General features: G+C 59.2%; 16 protein-coding genes. 10 read left to right on the top strand and 6 right to left on the bottom strand.

Annotated elements, in window-relative coordinates:
- Nucleotides 1-222 precede the first annotated feature (222 nt).
- The 4 genes from guaA to mvk all read left to right on the top strand — a co-directional run bounded on the left by guaA (nt 223) and on the right by mvk (nt 3,944).
- Nucleotides 223-1,773, top strand: a complete 1,551-nt coding sequence (guaA, locus tag CJ255_RS10615) for a glutamine-hydrolyzing GMP synthase (protein ID WP_097644076.1) — start codon at nt 223-225, stop codon at nt 1,771-1,773.
- Nucleotides 1,774-1,992: 219 nt separating this feature from the next.
- On the top strand, nt 1,993-2,310 hold the full coding sequence (locus tag CJ255_RS10620; protein ID WP_124681902.1) for a hypothetical protein: 318 nt from the start codon (nt 1,993-1,995) through the stop codon (nt 2,308-2,310).
- A 127-nt stretch (nt 2,311-2,437) separates the two neighbouring features.
- Nucleotides 2,438-2,683: a BrnA antitoxin family protein gene (locus CJ255_RS10625; RefSeq protein ID WP_097644078.1), complete on the top strand. Its 246-nt coding sequence runs from the start codon at nt 2,438-2,440 to the stop codon at nt 2,681-2,683.
- Nucleotides 2,684-3,011: 328 nt separating this feature from the next.
- Nucleotides 3,012-3,944, top strand: coding sequence for a mevalonate kinase (gene mvk, locus CJ255_RS10630; protein ID WP_097644079.1), 933 nt, complete (start codon nt 3,012-3,014; stop codon nt 3,942-3,944).
- 225 nt (nt 3,945-4,169) lie between these two features.
- Here the strand turns inward: mvk and CJ255_RS10635 are convergent, their stop codons facing one another.
- The 5 genes from CJ255_RS10635 to CJ255_RS10655 all read right to left on the bottom strand — a co-directional run bounded on the left by CJ255_RS10635 (nt 4,170) and on the right by CJ255_RS10655 (nt 8,973).
- On the bottom strand, nt 4,170-5,936 hold the full coding sequence (locus CJ255_RS10635) for a SulP family inorganic anion transporter (RefSeq protein WP_245863319.1): 1,767 nt from the start codon (nt 5,934-5,936) through the stop codon (nt 4,170-4,172).
- Nucleotides 5,937-6,048: 112 nt separating this feature from the next.
- On the bottom strand, nt 6,049-6,510 hold the full coding sequence (locus tag CJ255_RS10640) for a protein tyrosine phosphatase family protein (protein ID WP_097644081.1): 462 nt from the start codon (nt 6,508-6,510) through the stop codon (nt 6,049-6,051).
- 243 nt (nt 6,511-6,753) lie between these two features.
- The gene (locus CJ255_RS10645; protein WP_097644082.1) at nt 6,754-7,317 is read right to left on the bottom strand and encodes a DsrE/DsrF/DrsH-like family protein; all 564 of its coding nucleotides are present in this window, start codon (nt 7,315-7,317) and stop codon (nt 6,754-6,756) included.
- 105 nt (nt 7,318-7,422) lie between these two features.
- Nucleotides 7,423-7,671, bottom strand: coding sequence for a sulfurtransferase TusA family protein (locus CJ255_RS10650; RefSeq protein WP_097644083.1), 249 nt, complete (start codon nt 7,669-7,671; stop codon nt 7,423-7,425).
- 123 nt (nt 7,672-7,794) lie between these two features.
- A complete protein-coding gene (locus CJ255_RS10655) occupies nt 7,795-8,973 on the bottom strand; it encodes an MBL fold metallo-hydrolase (RefSeq protein WP_097644084.1) in 1,179 nt (392 codons plus the stop codon).
- Nucleotides 8,974-9,241: 268 nt separating this feature from the next.
- On the opposite strand from CJ255_RS10655, the gene CJ255_RS10660 reads away from it, so the two are divergent.
- The 6 genes from CJ255_RS10660 to CJ255_RS10685 all read left to right on the top strand — a co-directional run bounded on the left by CJ255_RS10660 (nt 9,242) and on the right by CJ255_RS10685 (nt 16,513).
- Nucleotides 9,242-10,723, top strand: coding sequence for a glycosyltransferase (locus CJ255_RS10660; RefSeq protein WP_124681903.1), 1,482 nt, complete (start codon nt 9,242-9,244; stop codon nt 10,721-10,723).
- Between the two features lie 246 nt (nt 10,724-10,969).
- A complete protein-coding gene (locus CJ255_RS10665) occupies nt 10,970-11,806 on the top strand; it encodes a DMT family transporter (protein ID WP_097644085.1) in 837 nt (278 codons plus the stop codon).
- 351 nt (nt 11,807-12,157) lie between these two features.
- The gene (locus CJ255_RS10670; protein WP_097644086.1) at nt 12,158-12,535 is read left to right on the top strand and encodes a hypothetical protein; all 378 of its coding nucleotides are present in this window, start codon (nt 12,158-12,160) and stop codon (nt 12,533-12,535) included.
- 100 nt (nt 12,536-12,635) lie between these two features.
- The gene (locus CJ255_RS10675; RefSeq protein ID WP_097644087.1) at nt 12,636-13,640 is read left to right on the top strand and encodes a UbiA family prenyltransferase; all 1,005 of its coding nucleotides are present in this window, start codon (nt 12,636-12,638) and stop codon (nt 13,638-13,640) included.
- A gap of 357 nt (nt 13,641-13,997) precedes the next feature.
- The gene (locus CJ255_RS10680) at nt 13,998-14,618 is read left to right on the top strand and encodes a CYTH domain-containing protein (protein WP_097644088.1); all 621 of its coding nucleotides are present in this window, start codon (nt 13,998-14,000) and stop codon (nt 14,616-14,618) included.
- Nucleotides 14,619-14,956: 338 nt separating this feature from the next.
- Nucleotides 14,957-16,513, top strand: a complete 1,557-nt coding sequence (locus CJ255_RS10685) for a CHAD domain-containing protein (protein ID WP_097644089.1) — start codon at nt 14,957-14,959, stop codon at nt 16,511-16,513.
- A gap of 113 nt (nt 16,514-16,626) precedes the next feature.
- Here CJ255_RS10685 and acs read toward each other — a convergent pair whose 3' ends face one another.
- Entirely contained in the window at nt 16,627-18,561 is a 1,935-nt protein-coding gene (acs, locus tag CJ255_RS10690; protein ID WP_097644090.1) for an acetate--CoA ligase, read from the bottom strand.
- Nucleotides 18,562-18,807: the final 246 nt, after the last annotated feature.

The raw sequence follows: 18,807 nt of genomic DNA on the forward strand, positions 1-18,807 counted from the left end.
TGAAGCCGGCACTCCAACGCCAAACCATAGACTTTTCAGACAGCCTCTTAGGATGCCCTAGCTGGTCCCCGCTCCCACGTTGTGGGAGCGGGGCGCAGGCACCGCAGTTTTGTTGCGTTCCTCTGTTCCTCTGTTCCTCTGTTCTTCTGTTCTTCTGTTCCTCTGTTCCTCTGTTCCTCTGTTCCTCTGTTCTTCTGTTCTTCTGTTCTACCGGGAGTTCCCATGTCCGACCAAAGCCAAAGCCTGCCCGTACTCGATTTTGGTTCGCAGACGGCCCAGTTGATTGTGCGTCGTCTGCGTGAATTGGGTATCTATAGTGAATTGTTGCCCCACGATGCCCCTGAAGCTCAGGTGCGGGCGTTGAAGCCCCTGGGGGTTGTGCTCTCTGGTGGGCCGGCGAGTGTCTATGCTGAAGGTGCGCCCCAAATGCCCGCGTGGCTCGTTGAGGCTGATCTGCCTGTGCTGGGTATCTGCTACGGGATGCAACTGATCAGCCGCGCCCTCGGTGGTGTGGTGCAGCGCCCCGACCGGCATGAGTATGGCCCGGCCAGCATCACACTCAGCGCTGCCCATCCGCTCTTCTATGAGACCCCCACTGAGCAGTTGGTCTGGATGAGCCACGGCGACCGCATCGAAGCCTTGCCTGCCGGCTTTCAGGCTTTGGCGGCCAACGCCGCTACGCCCTTTGCCGCAATTGGCGATGATGCGCGGCGCTGGTATGGTGTCCAATTCCATCCCGAGGTGGTGCATACGGAGCATGGGCGTACCATCCTGAGCAACTTCAGCTTCCGCATCTGCGGCGCAAACGCCACATGGCGGCCTGCCGAATTTGTGGCCGAAGCGGTCGAGCGCGTAGCCACCCGCGTCGGCCCTGATGGGCGCGTCATCTGCGCCCTCTCCGGCGGCGTTGACTCAGCGGTGGCCGCACTGATCATCCATCGCGCCATTGGCGAGCGGCTCACCTGCGTCTTTGTGGATAACGGCCTACTGCGTCTTGGCGAAGCGGAACAGGTGATCGCCACCTTCCGCGAGCATTTCCAGATACCACTAGTTGCGGTCAACGCCCGCGAAGAGTTCCTCAGTGCCCTTGAGGGCGTCGCCGATCCAGAGCGCAAACGCAAGATTATAGGCGAAAAGTTTGTCCGCATCTTCGAGCGCGAAGCACGCACGCTTGACAATGCCAAATTTTTGGCCCAAGGCACCCTCTACCCCGACGTGATCGAATCGAGCGCCCCCGACCGTAAAAAGGGCGTGACGATCAAGACCCACCACAACGTCGGTGGCCTGCCGCCCGACATGGAGATGGAACTGGTTGAGCCATTGCGCTACATGTTCAAAGACGAAGTACGCGCCGCCGGGCTCGAGTTGGGCCTGCCCGAAGAATGGGTCTGGCGGCACCCCTTCCCCGGCCCCGGCCTTGCGGTACGGATCATCGGCCCGGTGAGCCACGAGCGCCTCGAGACACTACGCCGCGCCGACGCCATCTTCATGGAAGAGCTCCGCAACGCCCAACTCTACCGCGCCACCCAACAAGCCTTCGCCGTACTACTGCCCGTCCAGAGCGTCGGCGTCATGGGCGATGGCCGCACCTACGCCGACACCATCGCGCTCCGCGCCGTCACCACCGACGACTACATGACCGCCGACTGGGCCCGTCTGCCCTATGAGCTATTGGCACGCATCAGCAGCCGCATCGTCAACGAAGTCGCCGACGTCAACCGCGTCGTCTACGACCTCTCCTCGAAGCCGCCAGCCACGATTGAGTGGGAGTAGGGAGGGATGAGGGATGAGGGATGAGGGATGAGGGATGAGGGATGAGGGATGAGGGATGAGGGATGAGGGATGAGGGATGAGGAAAAAACCATCGCCACCGCCAACTGTAGGGGCGTAGCAGCGGCCCAACCCCAAGCATCATGCATAAGAAAAGAGCGTAAGGGCCGCTGCTACGCCCTCCTGGGAGAGTCGCACACCATCGTCAAAAAGGGCAGACCCATGACTCTTGATGTCGTCATGTTCATCATAGGCACCTTGTCCTTGCTCATCGCCATCTTGGGAGGTAATGTCTGGATTAAGGGAACGGTGAATATCCCACAGGTGAATACGTTTGCAAGGTTCTTCTTTGGCGTATTTGGCCTATTTTGTATTGTAATGGCAATCAACATGAATACAAAACCGAATGAGCAGACGATGCAACAGCAACCTACCGTAGTGCCTACGGTTCGGGCTACGGATGCGCCTATGGCTGCGCCGTCTGCGATACCTGAGCCTGTGGAAGCGCCTATGCCAGAGCCTGCGGAAGCGGTGCCATAGTAGTCACGCTGTCACACAGTTTAGGAAGACATGTCATGCAGTTTGAGTGGGATTCTACCAAGAATGCGCTTAACATCCAACGACATAAGATCGATTCGTATTATCTCAGCACGAAAGGCGAATAAGCATGAACGACAACGCTACGAAGCATACCTCACAAACCGACTGGGAGGGTTTGGCGAAGATGGCGGATGAAGCGATTGACTATACGGATATTCCGCCGTTGTCGGACGCTTTTTTTGCGCGTGCCAAGCTGACACTCCCCCATGCAGTTGAACTCGATCCTGATGTACTCACTTGGTTTAAGCAGCAGGGTCATGATTACCCAGAGCGGATCAATCAGATTTTACGTGAGTATATAGCACTCCACTGAGATCACCGACAACCTCCGGATGCCGACTAACGTCGGCACTCCAACAGTAAGACTGAAAGCGCATTTCTGAAACCATCCCTAAGAAGTTGTCTGAAAAGCTAGTGGGCACCTGTTGGAGTGCCGGCGTTAGCCGACTAACGTCGGCACTCCAACGTCAGTTCATAGACTTTTCAGACAGCCTCTAACAACCCGTTCTCTGTTCCCCTGTTCCCCTGTTCTCCTGTTCTCCTGTTCTCCTGTTCTCCTGTTCTCCTGTTCCCCTGTTCCCCTGTCCCCCTGTTCCCCTGTTCCTCTGTTCTCCTGTTCCTCTGTTCTTCCGTTCTCCCCCATGCAAACCTCAGCTCCAGCCAAACTCATCCTTTGCGGCGAACACGCTGTTGTCTACGGTTGCCCGGCGCTGGCGTTGCCACTCGCTGATGTGCGTGCTACTGCGTTGGTGACGGCGGGGCAACACGGTGAGGGGCTGCGTTTGGTTGCGCCTGATCTCAATGAGGCGTGGAGCGCCCACGAGCAATCCGCTAACCCGTTGAGCGAGTTGGCCCTAGAGGTGGCGGCGCAACTTGGCTTGGGCCAGGCCGACCTGACGATTACGTTGCGTTCGCAGATTCCGGTGGCCAGCGGGATGGGCAGCGGGGCCGCCATTGCCACTGCGCTGGTACGGGCGCTCGCCATGTACGCCGGGCAGACTTGGGATGCCGACACGATTGCCGCCTTGGTCTATGCCAGTGAGCAGCGTTTCCACGGCACACCAAGTGGGATTGACAACACCGTCGTGGCTCACGAGCGGGCCATCTGGTTCGAGCGGCGTAGCCCCAAGCCTCTGATTGAACCGATTGCCATTGGCGCACCCTTCACCCTCGTGGTGGGCGACACTGGCGTGCGAAGCGCCACCCATCTGCCCGTCGGCGCGGTACGCACGGCATGGCAGGCCGATCCGGCCCGCTATGAAGCCCTCTTTGCCGCCGTCGCCACCCTCGTAGGTCAAGCGCGTAGCGCCCTCGCCCAGGGCGATCACGCCACCTTGGGCACGTTGCTCAACCAGAACCAAGCCCTCCTTGAGCAGATCGGCGTCTCCTCGCTCGAACTAGAGCGCCTCGTCCATGCTGCCCGTGCAGCGGGCGCCCTTGGAGCCAAACTCTCCGGCGCGGGCTGGGGCGGCATTATGCTCGCCCTCGCGCCTCCCGCCGCAGCCCCCACCATCGCCGCTGCCCTGCGCGAAGCTGGCGCTGTGCGCGTGTTGACGACAGAGGTGGTGCCTTAGAGTCTGTCTGAAAAGCTAGTGGACACGTGTTGGAGTGCCGGCTTTAGCCGGCTGAAGCCGGCACTCCAACGCCAGTTCATAGACTTTTCAGACAGCCTCTTAGAGATGCAGAGGATTGAACCACAGAGACACAGAGAACACAGAGAGGCATGTGGCATGGCAATCGCCATTATTGACATAAACTCTGTGCCCTCGGTGCCTCTGTGGTTCAATGCTCGGTACCTCCTACCCATGCCCAAGTGCCCGCATCGCCGCATGGGTCGTGAGGTGGATGTGTTCTGCGCCGATCTTTTCGACAAAATGGGCCCGCTTGAGGCCGTCCATCACCGGCCCTTTGATTTCGGCTAGGTGCAGTTGCACCCCGCCGTCGCGGAGTTGTTGCAAGAGCGCCTCAAGGCTGTGGAGTGCGCTGGAATCGATGAAGTTGATCGCCGAGCCGATCAGTACCAGGTGCTTCACTTCGGGCCGTTCGGCCACAATGCGCAGCAGCGCAGCCTCAAGGTAGCGCGTATTGGCAAAGTAGAGGCTCTCGTCTACGCGCACCGCTACCACGTCGGGCCATGTGGTTACGTCGTAGCGCAAGATGTTGCGGTAGACCTCGCTCTCGCCCAGGCGCCCGACGATGGCGATGTGGGGCCGACTGGTGCGCCAGAGGTAGGTGGCCAGCGAGATGCCTACGCCAACGAAGATGCCCATTTCGATGCCCAAGATCAGCACCGCAGCAAAGGTGAGCCCCCAGGTGATGGCGTCGCCCCGGTTGGCCGCCCAGATGTGGCGTGGCTCTTTCAGATCGACTAGGCCAAAGACGGCCACAATCACGGTGGCGGCCAAGACCGCTTGGGGTAGGTAGTAGAAGAGCGGGGTGAAGAAGAGCAGAATCAGCGCGATGCCTGCTGCGGTGATCAGCGAGGCCAGTCCGGTGATTGCGCCCGCCTGGAAGTTGACGACTGAACGCGCAAACCCGCCCGTGACCGGGTAGCCGCTGAAGAGCCCGGCACTCAGATTGGCCGCCCCCAGCGCAACAAGTTCTTGGTCGGGATCAATCGCCTGGCGGCGCTTGCTGGCCAGCGCTTTGGCCACAGCAATCGACTCGACGACACTGACCAGCACAATCGCGGCGGCCACTGGCATGAGCGCCTGGACATCATTGAGGTTGGGCGCGGGCCAACTGAGCGGCGAGAGCCCAGCGGGAATCGCGCCAACCACCGCAACCCCGGCGTGCTCATCGAGGCGCAGCAGCCATGTCGCCAAGCTACCCGCAACCACCGTAATCAGCGGCGCACCACTGACAATCAGCGTCACCGTCAGTGGTTGCAGCCCGGCCTTTTGCAGCAGCGGGCGCAGCCCCATGCGAAAGAAGAGCAGCAGCGCAATACTGAGTAACCCAATCGTAAGCGTCGTCGGATTGGCCACACTGATACTCACCACCGCTTGGTAGAGCGTCTCGTGGAAGGCGAGATTGGGCATCGAAACGCCCAAAATATGCTTCAATTGGCCCGCAGCAATAATCAGCGCCGAGGCGGTGGTAAACGAAGCGAGAACCGGGTGGGAGATAAAGTTGAGAATGAAGCCCATGCGGAAGAGGCCCAGCAGCAACTTGATCGCACCCACCATCAATGCCAGCAGGAGTACCAACTGGATATAACGGGCGCTCCCTGCTTCGGCAAGCACACTGACTCCACTGAAGACCATGAGCGACGTGATGGCCACCGGGCCAACCGAGAGCTGGCCCGAAGTGCCGAGCAGGGCATAGATAATCAGCGGCACCACTGAGGCATAGAGCCCAATCTGTGGCGGTAGGCCCGCCAATTGGGCATAGGCCATACTCTGAGGGATGAGCATAATCGCCGTGACAATCCCCGCAACCAAGTCATTCGGCAGGTCGTCGCGGCGATAGTGGCGCATCCAATGGATAAAGGGCACATAGCGACCCAGGCCGGTGGCCTGGGCCGTCTTTGGTGCCCGCGTTGGCATAGGTTGTGAGGTAGCCACCAGTTTTCCTTATGTATCAGGGGGATTTCAGGCAATGCTCTAGCTCTGAGGTATCCAGAGCATTCTGATACCTCACCCCTATTTCCTATTTCCTATTTCCTACTTCCTAGCCTTACGAAGCCACCGGCGCGCCATTGCGCTCGAAGTAGTCATCGGCACAATAGTCAAAGGTTTCGAGTGAATCGCTATCGTAGCCAGCAGCAACCAACTCGGCCACCGCTTGGGCGCGTGTCCAGCCGTGATGCAATTGGCGGTAGAGCATCCACATCAGGCCGACGCGGGTGGCACTGCGGCAATGAAAGACCAGACGCCCTGTTTCGGGTGCGTTGATAATGGCGGCCAATTCAGCAACATGCTCGGGCTCCAGTTCATTCGCAGGCCATGGGCGATGCAGGTAACGCAGGCCAGCCGCTTCAGCATTGTGCGCCTGCACAGTCGCCCGTTCAGCGTCGCCGCGCACGTTCAGAACCGTGGTGTAACCCGCCTGAGCCAACGCAGCCCAGTCTTCAACCTGGGGCTGGCCTGCTAACAGCACGTCCGGGGTGGGTTTGTATGTGATGAAATCGTTGCTCATGGTGTGTTTATATTCTAAGGGATGGTTTCAGAAAAGTGAAAAGTATGGATGCGTGAGGCGAAGAGGCGAAGAGGCGAAGCGTTTGCCTCACACATCCCCGCGCCCCCGCATCTTCGCGTCTCGCGTCTCGCGTCTCGCGTCTCGCGTCTCGCGTCTCGCGTCTCGCGTCTCGCGTCTCACTTCTCGCGTCTCGCGTCTCGCGTCTCACTTCTCGCGTCTCGCGTCTCGCGTCTCGCTTCCCCGCTAAATAAAGAGCGTCACTTTCGCACGGGCCGCATCACCCAAAAAGGTGGCCACGCCGCCCAACTCAAGCCCATCAACCAACTCGGCATCCTTCACGCCCAAGAGTTCGCGGGACATATCGCAGACCACCATGCGTACTCCGAGTTCCTGTGCCAGCGCAAAGAGCTCTTCGGGCGACGAGACATCGTGCTTCTTCATGAGGCTGCGGATAATCTGGGCCCCTGCGCCAAAGAAGTTCATCTGCGAGAGGCCGGTGTCGCCCAACTTGCCCGGCAGCATCGCGGTGAAGCCCTGCTCGAGCAGGTCTTTGCCATTGAAGATCTTCTGCTTCTTGACCGCACTGAGGCCCCAGAAGGTGAAGAACATGCTCACCTCAAGCCCCATCGAAGCCGCCCCCGTCGCAATGATAAAGGCAGCAATCGCCTTGTCCAGATCACCCGAAAAGACCACCAGCGCAACCCGATCTTCAATCCCCTGGGCCGGGTGGTTCTCTAGCTCGGCTACGCGCCTCTCAAGCAGCGCAATGCGCTCTAGTAGTGTATCGGTATCAGTAGTCGTTGTCATTATATGCTCCTATTGAAGAACAGAGGAACAAATGAACAGAAGAACAGAAATTTTCTTGACTTGTTCTTCTGTTCTCCTGTTCTTCCGTTCTCCTGTTCTCTGCTGCTACGCCGTGCGCTTAATGAAATGCAGATAGAGGTCTTGGCCCCCCTCGTTCACCGTCTCTTGGCCAACCAACTCAACATTCTTGGCGGTCTTGGCCCAACCCTGGAAATCGGCAACAGAACCACGGTCGGTCGCAACAACTTTGAGCACCTGACCTACCGGCAGATCGCCGATGGCCTTGCGGCTCTTCACCAGGGGCATGGGGCACTTGGCACCTTTAACATCAAGCGTCTGATCGAAACTAGTCATGGTCTTGTATCTCCTTAAAAGCGCGTTATGCGCTAGATTGTATCACGGTAAGCCTTGCGGTGGGGGTTGGGGCGGCTGCGCCGCTCCTTAAAACACTCGCTCACGTTTGCTTCTAACAGTCAACTAGCCGGACAGGGCACAAATATTCTTACCAAGCTCAAGCTCATTAGCGGTGCCGTCACAGGGGGTGCTCAGACCAATGTTAACCCGCTTGATCTCGACATACTCCGGCGGAAAGACCGGCAGGTTGCTCAGGACATACGTGGTAAACTCGGCCTCATCGCGGGGCTTGAGCGCATCATTGCTGGCGCGCACCTCGCTATAGGCTGCGGCGAAGATGCCCTCAGCATTACCCTCATCGAGCGTGCTAAAGTGGGCGGGCAGAATGAGCGTACTATCGTCAACCATCGTAGGCAGGCGCTCAGTGAGGCTACGGTAGAGCATCGGCGTCCACGCTTCACCCTTGCCGCCCAGGTCGGGACGCCCGAAGGAGCGTAGGAAGATGCCGTCGCCCGTGAAGAGCCCACTCTGGCCATCAGGAGCATCGAGGCGATAGTTGACTTGGCCTAGGGTATGGCCGGGGAACCAGCGGGTGGTAATCTTCACCTGGCCTACCTCAAAGCTATGGCCCTCCTCAATATGGGTGTAGGCAATCACCGCTGGGAGCATATCAATCGGGTGGATGGCATCGTAGGCATGGACGTAGTAGGGTGCGCCGGTAGCCTCAGCCAGGGCCGGGCCGCCACTAATATGATCAGCGTGAACGTGGGTATCAAAGATGCGCGTCAGCTTGGCCCCCGCCTCGGCAATCAGATCAAGGTAGACCTGAGTGTGGCGCATAGGATCAATCAGCGCCGCTTCGCCACCACTAATCACCGCGAAGCTCAGATCGCCACGGGCCGGACGGGCCACCTGAACAATGCGGCCCCACGCGGCATTAACAACGTCGCGCACATCGTAGAAATTGCCCCAACTAGTATAGCCACCCTCAAGGTAGCGCGCCTTGTAGCCACGCTCCTGCAAGATGCCAGCAACATACTGCGAAGAGCCTTCCTTAGCACAGACAACGAAGACCTCACGATCACTGGGCACACGGGCCGCACATCCATCCTCATCCTCAAGGAACTCGAAATAGGGCAGATTGAGCGTCGTCAGCTTCGTTCGGCCTTCAATAGAGCTACGTGCAAACTCATCCTCATTGCGTACATCAAGAATGAAGGTCGGCTCGTCGCGCAAAATGCGGGCGTACAACTCAGCGGGAGAAAAGGTCGCTACAGTGGTCTGATCTTCAATCATGCTCATCGGTCGGGCTCCTTCATTATTTCTTGTGCGTTACGGCACTAATTTCCCACACCAGCAGTGTAGCATGGCATCGTAAGGCTGATACAAGTGGATGGTAAGTGTTTGGTAAGAGCTTCATGTGGTATGCTTAGGGAAGGTTTCAGAAAAGCGAAAGGTTGCTTTACTATCTTGCGAGGATGCGTGAGGCGAAGAGGCGAAGGCTTCGCATCCTCGCGTCTTCGCGTCTTCGCAAACAGTAAAGCCGTCACGAACCATCCCTTACTACGCAATGCGTATTCTCATTCCAAGTGATGTCTTCCCGCCATTGGGTCAAGGAGGCGCGGCATGGAGTAGCCACGCCCTCGCACGGGCGCTCATGGCCCGTGGCCATGATGTGACCGCGCTTGTGCCGGTGTGCGCTGCGGCCACACTGCCCCCGTTTGGTGGTGTTTATAATCTCGTAGAACATGTGCCCCCAAAACCACAGACAGGTCATTGGGATGCCCTAGATGGCCCTCACCCCCTACCCCCTTCGACAAGCTCAGGGCATCGCCTCTCCCACGTTGTGGGAGAGGGGCGAAGAGCCCGCAGTTTTGTTGCGTTCCCAAACATTCCTTTGCGGCAACAAGCACATGCGCTACCCACCCATGACTTCGATGGCGCAGGGGTACCGGGGGTGCGGGTGAGCTATTGGGCGCCGCGTCTGCCTGTGGTGCAGAACTACTTCCGCCACGAGTATCTCTGGGGGCCGTTGGCGCAGGCCATTTGCACTGTGGCCCATGCGGGGCCGCCGCCCACGGCCATTCACGCCCAACATGTCCAAGTTGCCCCCGCAGCCATTCTGGCGGGGCGCAAGCTGGGCTGCCCGGTCGTGGTTACCGTGCGCGACCACTGGCCCTGGCATTATTTTGCCACGGGGCTGCATGGCGATCAGGTGCCGCTGCCGCAGCACAATTGGGCTGCATTGGCTACCGATCTGATCGCCCGCTTGGGTGCAATTGGCGGGCTACTGGCACTGCCGGCGTTACCCTACATGCTTGGCCACATGCGCCGTCGCGCCGCCTACCTAGCCCAAGCCAACGCGGTGATTGCAGTGAGCAACTACATCGCCGGGCGCTTGGCGGGCATCGTGGCAGCCGAACGGCTACACGTCCTACCCAATCTAGTTGATCTAGCCGCCAATGAAGCCCTCGCCGCCACGCCGCCCCAGACAACCTGGAACGGCAAACTGCTCCTCTTCGTCGGCAAACTTGAAACCAATAAAGGGGCCGGGCTCCTACCCGCAATCTTCCAAGCCCTCCGCAAGCATACTACTGCTCTGCCTGCCTTCACCTTGGTGATCGCAGGTAATGGGGCACTCCGCCAGCAACTCGCCCGCGCTATGGCTGCACAAGCGATCCCCACCCATTTCTTAGAATGGGCCGATCACACCGAAACCCTACGCCTCATGGCCCGTTGCGATCTCCTACTCTTCCCCTCGCAATGGGGCGAACCACTCAGTCGCGTCCTGCTCGAAGCCGCCACCCTGGGCGCACCAATCCTTGCAATGCCCACCGGCGGTACGCCCGACATCATTGAGCATGAAGTAACCGGCATCTTTGCGCCTACCATTGAGAGCTTCGCCGCCCGCCTAGCACAACTCCTCAGCGATGATGCAACCCGTCAACGTCTTGGCAATGCTGCCCGCCAGAGCGCCAGTCAGCGCTTCGCGGTATCTAGGCTTATTCATAGCTATGAGCATCTCTATACACAGCTTGTACTACCGTTGTAGTTATGTTGGGGCTGTCGCCCCAAATCCGGTTTTTTGTTCCGTGTTGGCGGCGTCGCGGTGGCTTCGACAGGCTCAGCCACCGCGACGCTGGCTCGGTGGCTGAGCTTGTCGAAGCCAGCTTGTCGAAGCCAGCTTGTCGAAGCCAGCTTGTCGAAGCCAGCTTGTCGAAGCCAGCTTGTCGAAGCCAGCTTGTCGAAGCCAGCTTGTCGAAGCCCCCACCGGGGGGAGGTAAAGACACACACACCTATGGGCATCATCTTCGGACTACTCGCTGCCGTTGGTTGGGGCACGAGCGATTTCTTCATGAGCCGGGTCAACCGCCAGATTGGCCTACGTCAAGGCTTATTCTGGATCCAAACACTCGGCACCCTCGCGATTGTACTTGTCCTGCTCCTCAGTGGCGACGTACCACCGAGCGATCCGCTGCTCTGGCTCTGGGCCTTGCTGGTAAACGCCTTCAATGTCATTGCCACCATTCTGCTCTACCATGCCCTGAGCGTCGGCACAGTCGCCATTGTCTCGCCGATTGCGGCCAGTTTCGCCGTCGTGACCACCGCCCTCGCCATTCTCGGTGGCGAACGCCCCAGCGCCCTCGCCCTTATGGGAGTAACGCTGGTCATTGGCGGCGTCATTATCGTCTCGCGGGCGGGTGCCGACAACCGCAACGCCTCACTGCGCGGCATGAAATCGGCCATTGGCTCAGCCATCTTCTACGGCCTCTTCTTCTGGTTGTTAGCCCCCATCACCGCCGAATTCGGTATCATCTGGCCCGTCTTCATAGGCCGCGTATTAGCCATGTTCAGCGCCATCCTCATGCTCGCGTGGGCGCGTGAATCAATCGCCCGGCCCGCCAACAACACCTGGCGCATGCTGGTTGTCGCAGTCATCGTAGACACCCTTGGCTTCCTGAGCTACAACCTAGGCATTAGTAGCGCCTATGTCAGCGTCGTCACCGCCCTGGCCTCCATCTTCAGCGCAGTCACCGTACTGCTCGCGTGGCTCTTCCTGCGCGAACGCCTCGTCTCGCTCCAATGGGCCGGAGTGGCTGCCTTGATCTGTGGGGTGCTGTTGGTGAGTGTGTGATACCATTTACGATTGTAGATTGCAGATTGCCGAACATGGTGTTCCAATAGGCTTTAGCGTTCTTGATCATGCGGCATGTTCAAGGGTAATTGGTATGAGTCTAGCGCGGTGGCTGAGCTTGTCGAAGCCACCACGATGCCAACTGTGAACCCAAGACTTTTTCGCGCTAAGGGAAGGTTTCAGAAATGCGCTTTCAGCTTTACCGTCTATTGACGGTTTGGAGTAGATCCGCCTCGCTGGGGCGGATCTACCGGCTGGCATGAGGCATCAAGATGACTTGGATGCACCTAGACTGTAACGTGCTCTGACATTTTCCCTACTTTCCTACTTCCCTTCCCCAAAGGAGTTACCATGCCCTCGCCAGCATTTCTCATCCCCTTGGGCGTCAGTGCGATCTTGGGGGCCATCGGTGGCTTGGCTTTCCAGTGGGTGCATACCGAGCGGGCGTGGGAGCTCTTCACAGCCGCTTTTCTCTGGACGCTCATCTCGGCGGCGGGTACTACCATTGGGCGGCTTGTGGGCGAACGGGTACGCCGCAACCAATGGCGGCGCGCCCTCTGGTTGGCCCACGTCCAGAGCTTCCCGCTCACCACCGTCTTCCTGCTGGTTGCCATTCCCTTCAGTCGCGGTGCCGTCCTCGTGCCCTCAGTTCTCCCCGTCCTCTACGGCTCAACCCTGGCAATTGCGCTCTTTATGACCGTCTTGGGTGTGGTTACCGCACGATTCTAGTGTCTGGGTGCGCGGGCCGCAGGCCCGCGCACCCAGCCATGGCGAATATTGCAGTATTGCCCCCCTTCTTCCTTTTCCCTTTTCCCTTTTTCCTTTCCCCATGCTACGCGATCTCTACCATACCTTTCGCTTTTCGGCCTTTGGCGCTACGGCGGTGTTGCCGCTTGCGGGCGCGGCAGCAGCAGATCCGCGCCTTACCTTGCGTCAAGCGCTGGGCCTGTTGGGGGTGGCGGCGGCCTTTCATGGCTTTGCCTATCTTGATAATGATCGCTGCGATCTTGAGTTGGATCGGAGTCAGCCGTTGCGCGCCGATTACCCGTTGGTACGTGGGGCACTGAGCAACGCTGCGGCCTGTGGCTTGAGCCTGGGGTGTGTCGGTTTGGCCTATGCTCTTGATGCGCTTGGGTTTGCGCCACGTCGCACTGCGGCGCGGCGTATGCGCATCACCCTTGCCTTTGGGCTTTTGGCGATCTATAATCGTTGGGGCAAACGCTGCCCCTTGCCGCCACTCACCGATGGGCTTCAAGGGCTCGGTTGGGCTGCGTTGTTGGCCTATGGCGCAGCGGCGACGGGACGGCCCGATGGGTCGCTGTTGCGCTGGTTGATGGCCTATGAGCTTGTGGTGATTATGCAGGTTAATGGCATCCATGGCTCGCTACGCGATCTGGCCAATGATGCGGCGTGTGGGGCGCGCACCACTGCCCTCTGGTTGGGCGCACGGCCCACTACTACCGGCGGCTTCCACCTCACCCCGGCGCTGGTAGGCTATGCCTTGAGCTTGCAAGCGGCGCTCTGGGCTTTGCCCTATGCGACCCTATGCCAGCTTGCGCCACCACAACGCCGGGCGGCTGCCTGCGGAGTGACCCTAACCAATGGCTTCACCCTGACGCTCTTTCTGCTTGCTGCCGTGCGTCGCCCGTTGCAACCTGCTGCCGTAGGCATGCTGCACCTGATCCTGATCCTCTCGACCCCCTTGGCCCTCGTAGCCCCAGGCATGGCCCTCGCGCCCCGTGGGGTGTTGCTGTTGGCGCATGGCTTGCCGCTATTGGCCAATGGCATGACCTACGATGCCCTGCGGTTATTGGATGTCCGCACTGCTGGGTAGCTCTGTTACCCAAGCAACCGCCATCCTGACGTATACTATCAGTGGGGGTTTGAGGGATGCTGCGCATACGCATTACGTTAAGCCCCCGGCGGGGGCTTGGGGGATGCCGCGCATAGGCATTACGTTAAGCCCCCGGTGGGGCTTGGGGGAGGCGAAGCCTCCCATAGGCATTACGTTAAGCCCCCGGTGGGGCTTGGGGGAGGCGAAGCCTCCCATAGGCATTACGTTAAGCCCCTGGCGGGGGTTTGGGGGAGGCAAAGCCTCCCCCAAAAAAACTCTTTTTGTTCCGTTGCGGCGGCTTCGCCGCTACAACGGAATAAAAAACGGGGCTTAAAGAAATTTTCAAGGAATTGATCTATGGAGATCGAAGCTAAGTTTCGCATTGCTGCAACTGAGTTGGCCGAGTTGGCCAAATTACGCCGGTTGGGTGCCTACGCGCTCAATCCTTCGCCCGCGCCGGAACAGCAGGAGAATATCTACTACGATACCGCCGATGGGCGTTTGGGCATGGCACGCTATGGTTTGCGTGTGCGCCGCGTTGGCGCTCGTGCCCTCGTGACCTTGAAGGGGCCAGCGGAGGTGAGCGCCGATGGTGTCCATCGCCGCGCTGAGTTTGAGTTTCCTGGCGATCAGCCCGATCCCAACGCTTGGGCGCCTGGCGTTGCACGCGATCTGGCCCTCGCCCTTACCGGCGGTGCTCCACTTGTGCCGATGGCTGCCGTGCTGACCGAACGCTATGTCCTGCATGTTACGCTGAGTGGCAACCCTGTGGCTGAGATCTGCCTTGACCATGGGTTGCTGCGTGGCGGCGAACGTGAACAGCCCTTTGCTGAAGTCGAGATCGAACTGCTCCCCGCTGGCTCCCCTGCTGATCTGGCGGCCATTGCAACCGCCCTTGGAGCCCATGCCGAGCTTGTGCCCGAAGCGCAGACGAAGCTCCAGCGTGCCTTGGCTTTGCTTCAGTTGGTGCATGCGTAGGAGCCGGGAGAACAGAGGAACAGCAGAACAAAGGAACAGCAAGAGCTAGCTGGTAGAGCCGCCCCGCTGGGGCGGATCTCGGGGGCGGCTCTACCACGCCGCTGGGCGAGCTCTAAGCCGCACTGTTCATCCCTGTTATACCAATTACCCTTGGACATGCCGCATTATCAAGAACGCTCAAGCCCATTCGGACGCCATGTTCGGCAATCTGCAATCTACAATCGTAAATGGTATTACGGATGGTTCAAGGTACTTTACCGTCTTGAGGCATCCAAGGCGTTCTGAAGCCTCAGCCCTATTTCCTATTTTCCGCGTCCTTCCCTTAACATAAAAAACTTATGAAAACAGTAACCACTTCCACACTACTCGAACAGTACAACGTTGATCAAGCCCATGCACGCCACGTTGCCGATCTGAGCCTGGCGCTCTTTGATGCGGTCGTGGAACGTTATCGTCTGCCGATTAAGCAGCGGCGGCTGCTCGAAATTGGCGCACTGCTGCATAATGTGGGCCTAACTACTGATCCGCCCGCGCACCATATTGTCGGGCGTGATCTTGTGCTACGCCACCAATTCGATGATCTGAGCCCGCGTGAACAGCAGATGGTGGCGAGTATGGTGGCCTTCCACCGCAAACGGGTACGCCCCAACCTTGAACCCGCTTACTTGGCCTTGAGCGAGCGGGCCCAACATGAGACCTTGCAACTGGCCGCAATCCTGCGGGTAGCTGATGGTTTGGACTACCACCATTCCCAAGCAACCAATCTGGTGGCGGTTGAACCCGCTTCCCAAGCGTTGACGCTGATCTTACGTGGCCCCTATGCTCAAGCCGATGGCGAGCGCGCCGTCGCCAAGGCCGACCTTTGGCATAAGCTCTTTGGCGAGACACTCCATGTGCTCTGTGGGCGAACTGCTGATGCTACAAGTCTCCCTGCGCCCCCAAGTGACCAGGAAGAGCAAGAGCAGGAGCAGCCCATAGGCGATGAGCAGGCCCAAGCGATCCTCACGCCTTGGTATGCTGAGGCAACCACGCCTCTCGCCGAGTTGGGCCGCGTGTTGTTGCGCCGCCACCTGCGCCGCCTACGCATGGCCGAGCGTGATGTGCGTGCCGATAAGGAGATTGAGGCGATCCACGCGCTGCGTGTGGCGACGCGCCGGCTGCGTTCGACCCTGCGCTTGCTTGCGCCTGTCTATGCCGGGGGCGATCTACGCCGCCTGACCCGCGGGGTTGGGCGCATCGGGCGGGCCGCAGGGGCCGTGCGCGACCGCGATGTCCTCTTGGCCGATCTGGAGGCACGCGCCCACGCGCTGCCTACTGCGTTGGGCGAGTCCCTTGCCACCTTGCGCTCGCGGCTCATGGCCGAACGTCAAGCTGCCCATGGCGCACTGCTGGTCTTTCTCGATAGTAAAGCCTATGCCAAGTTCATCCGCAACTTCGCCAAGCAGATGAACAACTTGGCAAAGTGGGACAACCAGCCGCGTGTGCGTGACCTGGGCGGCAGCACCATCTGGCAGCACTATGAAGCCCTACGCGCCTATGATCGTGATGGGCTGCCAGGTGAGATTGAGCTACTGCACATGATGCGGATTGAGGGCAAACGCATGCGTTATGTCCTCGAACTCTTCACCGATGTACTCGCCGATCATGCCAGTGCCGCCATTGATCCATTGGTGCAACTGCAAGATCAACTCGGCATACTCAACGACATTGCCGTCGCCAGTGAACTCTTAGCGCCCCACGCCCGCGCCGCCTCAACCGGGCCAGCCGTAGCCGCCTACCTCGCCCTACGCGACGAACAATCCAGCCAGGTCTTGGAGGCTCTACCCGCCTGTTGGGATCATGTGGCTGACGCACACTATCGGCGCGCCTTGGCGGAGTTGTTGGTGCGCTTGTAAAGAGATACAGAGAGTTGAACCACAGAGGCACAGAGAACACAGAGAAGGATGTGGCATGCCACATCCTTCTCTGTGCCCTCTGTGCCTCTGTGGTGAAAAATCCTCAGTACCTCTTACTCCTCCAAGGTACTCACATCACCCTCTGGCAGACCCTGGGCGCGGGCTTTGAGGACGCGGCGCATGATCTTGCCCGAGCGCGTCTTGGGCAACGAGGAGACAAAGGTGATCTGGTCGGGGCGGGCAATGGGGCCAAGCTCGTGGCCGACGTGGGAGCGTAGCTCGTCCTCCAGCTTGGGGCTGCCCTCGAAGGTGGCCCGCAGAATGACGAAGGCGTGGATGGCGTTGCCCTTGACCTCGTGGGGCAGGCCAATCGCGGCGGCCTCGGCGACAGCCGGGTGGCTGACGAGGGCGCTCTCTACCTCGGCGGTGCCCAGGCGGTAGCCAGAGACCTTGATCACATCGTCGAGGCGGCCAATCACCCAGATGTAACCGTCCTCATCCTTGCGGGCGCTATCGCCAGCGGCATACATGCTGGGCAACTTGGTCCAGTAGGTGTCTACATAGCGCTGCGGGTCGTTGAGGATCGTCCGCATCATGCCGGGCCAGGGGCGCTTGAGCGTCAGCAGGCCGTCCTCATTGGCCCCGCAGGAGGTGCCATCCTCGTGCAGCACGTCCACCTCAACCCCCAAGAAGGCTTTGGTGGCGCTACCGGGCTTGAGCGGCACAACCGGCGTGGGCGTAATCATAAAGTGGCCCGTCTCTGTCTGCCACCAGGTATCCATAATCGGGCAGCGCTCGCCGCCGATTACGCCGTAGAACCACTTCCAGGCCTCGGGGTTGATCGGCTCACCGACCGAGCCGAGCAGGCGGAGGCTGCTGAGATCGTGGCGGGACGGCCATGCCTCGCCGAAGCGCATCAAGCCACGGATGGCGGTGGGCGAGGTGTAGAGGATCGTAACCGAGTGGCGCGACACAATTGACCACCAGCGGTCGGGGAAGGGGTAGTTGGGTGCGCCTTCGTACATGATCGAGGTGGCACCATTGATCAGCGGGCTATAGACGATATAGCTATGGCCGGTAATCCAGCCCGGATCGGCGGCGCACCAGTAGCGATCATCCTCCTTCATGTCGAAGACCATCTTGAGCGTGGCGTAGATGCCAACCATGTAGCCGCCATGGGTATGCACAACCCCCTTGGGCTTGCCCGTAGTACCAGAGGTGTAGAGAATGAAGAGCGGGTCTTCCGCATCTACCACCTCAGTCTCACACTCAGCCGAGGCAATCGGCAGGCCCATCAACTCGTGCAGCCACAGGTCACGCCCTAGCTCCATGTTCACATCGTGGCCTGTGCGCTTCACCACCAGACAGGTCTGGACGGTGGGTGTGCGCGACATTGCTTCATCGGCGATCTTCTTCAACTCGATGATCTTGGCGCGCATGAAGCCACCGTCTGCCGTAATCAGCACCTTGCTCTGAGCATCAGCGAGGCGGTCGGCCAACGCAGCCTCAGAGAAGCCACCATAGACCACGCTATGGGCTGCACCGATCTTCGCACATGCCAACATGAACATCGGCAGTTCGGGGATGCGGGGCAGATAAATGGTAACAATATCACCCTTCTTGACGCCAACGCTCTTGAGTACGTTAGCCATCTTGTTCACCTCGCGGTTGAGCGCGTGGTACGAGAAGGTGCGCTGCGTCCCATCCTCACCCTCCCAAACAAGGGCCAACTTATTCTTACGCCACGAGCGGGCATGGCGGTCAATCGCGTTATGGACAATGTTGGTCTTGCCATCAACGAACCACTTGAAGAAGGGCTTCTGGCTATCATCAAGGACTTTCGTCCAGGGCTCATACCATTCGAGTTCATTGGCCATATCGGCCCAGAACTCCTCGTTGTTATCGAGGGTCCACTGGTACAACGCTTCATAGCTCGAGAGCCCTTTGGAACGCGCATAGGCCATCACATTCGAGTTCTCAACGATGGACTCACTGGGATGGAAAAGTTCGCTGTGGTCGGGCGTTGTCATCTCTTGGGGCTCGGACATTTGAGGTAACCTCCTTAAAGATCCAAAACAGAACGCATCACCTAGAGGCTAGGGATAATAGCTCTCGCATAAGCTGACGCAAAGGCGCAAAGCTGCCAAGAAATGACTCACCTGAAAACTTTGCGCCTTCGTGCCTTTGGGAAGGTTTCATGCCACTTTACCGTTTGGCCTCCGACGGAGTGCCGACTTATGGTCTTCCAGTAAATAATCCGCTAACCAGACCTCGCAGATCTGGCATATCTATCA

This window comes from Candidatus Viridilinea mediisalina, assembly GCF_002532535.1.
In the GTDB taxonomy this organism is placed as follows: domain Bacteria; phylum Chloroflexota; class Chloroflexia; order Chloroflexales; family Chloroflexaceae; genus Viridilinea; species Viridilinea mediisalina.

Excerpts from the sequence above, each read along its gene's own strand:
- guaA (WP_097644076.1), top strand. The coding sequence starts at position 223 with ATGTCCGACCAAAGCCAAAGCCTGCCCGTACTCGATTTTGGTTCGCAG.
- CJ255_RS10620 (WP_124681902.1), top strand. The coding sequence starts at position 1,993 with ATGACTCTTGATGTCGTCATGTTCATCATAGGCACCTTGTCCTTGCTC.
- CJ255_RS10625 (WP_097644078.1), top strand. The coding sequence starts at position 2,438 with ATGAACGACAACGCTACGAAGCATACCTCACAAACCGACTGGGAGGGT.
- mvk (WP_097644079.1), top strand. The coding sequence starts at position 3,012 with ATGCAAACCTCAGCTCCAGCCAAACTCATCCTTTGCGGCGAACACGCT.
- CJ255_RS10640 (WP_097644081.1), bottom strand. The coding sequence starts at position 6,510 with ATGAGCAACGATTTCATCACATACAAACCCACCCCGGACGTGCTGTTA.
- CJ255_RS10645 (WP_097644082.1), bottom strand. The coding sequence starts at position 7,317 with ATGACAACGACTACTGATACCGATACACTACTAGAGCGCATTGCGCTG.
- CJ255_RS10650 (WP_097644083.1), bottom strand. The coding sequence starts at position 7,671 with ATGACTAGTTTCGATCAGACGCTTGATGTTAAAGGTGCCAAGTGCCCC.
- CJ255_RS10655 (WP_097644084.1), bottom strand. The coding sequence starts at position 8,973 with ATGAGCATGATTGAAGATCAGACCACTGTAGCGACCTTTTCTCCCGCT.
- CJ255_RS10660 (WP_124681903.1), top strand. The coding sequence starts at position 9,242 with ATGCGTATTCTCATTCCAAGTGATGTCTTCCCGCCATTGGGTCAAGGA.
- CJ255_RS10665 (WP_097644085.1), top strand. The coding sequence starts at position 10,970 with ATGGGCATCATCTTCGGACTACTCGCTGCCGTTGGTTGGGGCACGAGC.
- CJ255_RS10670 (WP_097644086.1), top strand. The coding sequence starts at position 12,158 with ATGCCCTCGCCAGCATTTCTCATCCCCTTGGGCGTCAGTGCGATCTTG.
- CJ255_RS10675 (WP_097644087.1), top strand. The coding sequence starts at position 12,636 with ATGCTACGCGATCTCTACCATACCTTTCGCTTTTCGGCCTTTGGCGCT.
- CJ255_RS10680 (WP_097644088.1), top strand. The coding sequence starts at position 13,998 with ATGGAGATCGAAGCTAAGTTTCGCATTGCTGCAACTGAGTTGGCCGAG.
- CJ255_RS10685 (WP_097644089.1), top strand. The coding sequence starts at position 14,957 with ATGAAAACAGTAACCACTTCCACACTACTCGAACAGTACAACGTTGAT.
- acs (WP_097644090.1), bottom strand. The coding sequence starts at position 18,561 with ATGTCCGAGCCCCAAGAGATGACAACGCCCGACCACAGCGAACTTTTC.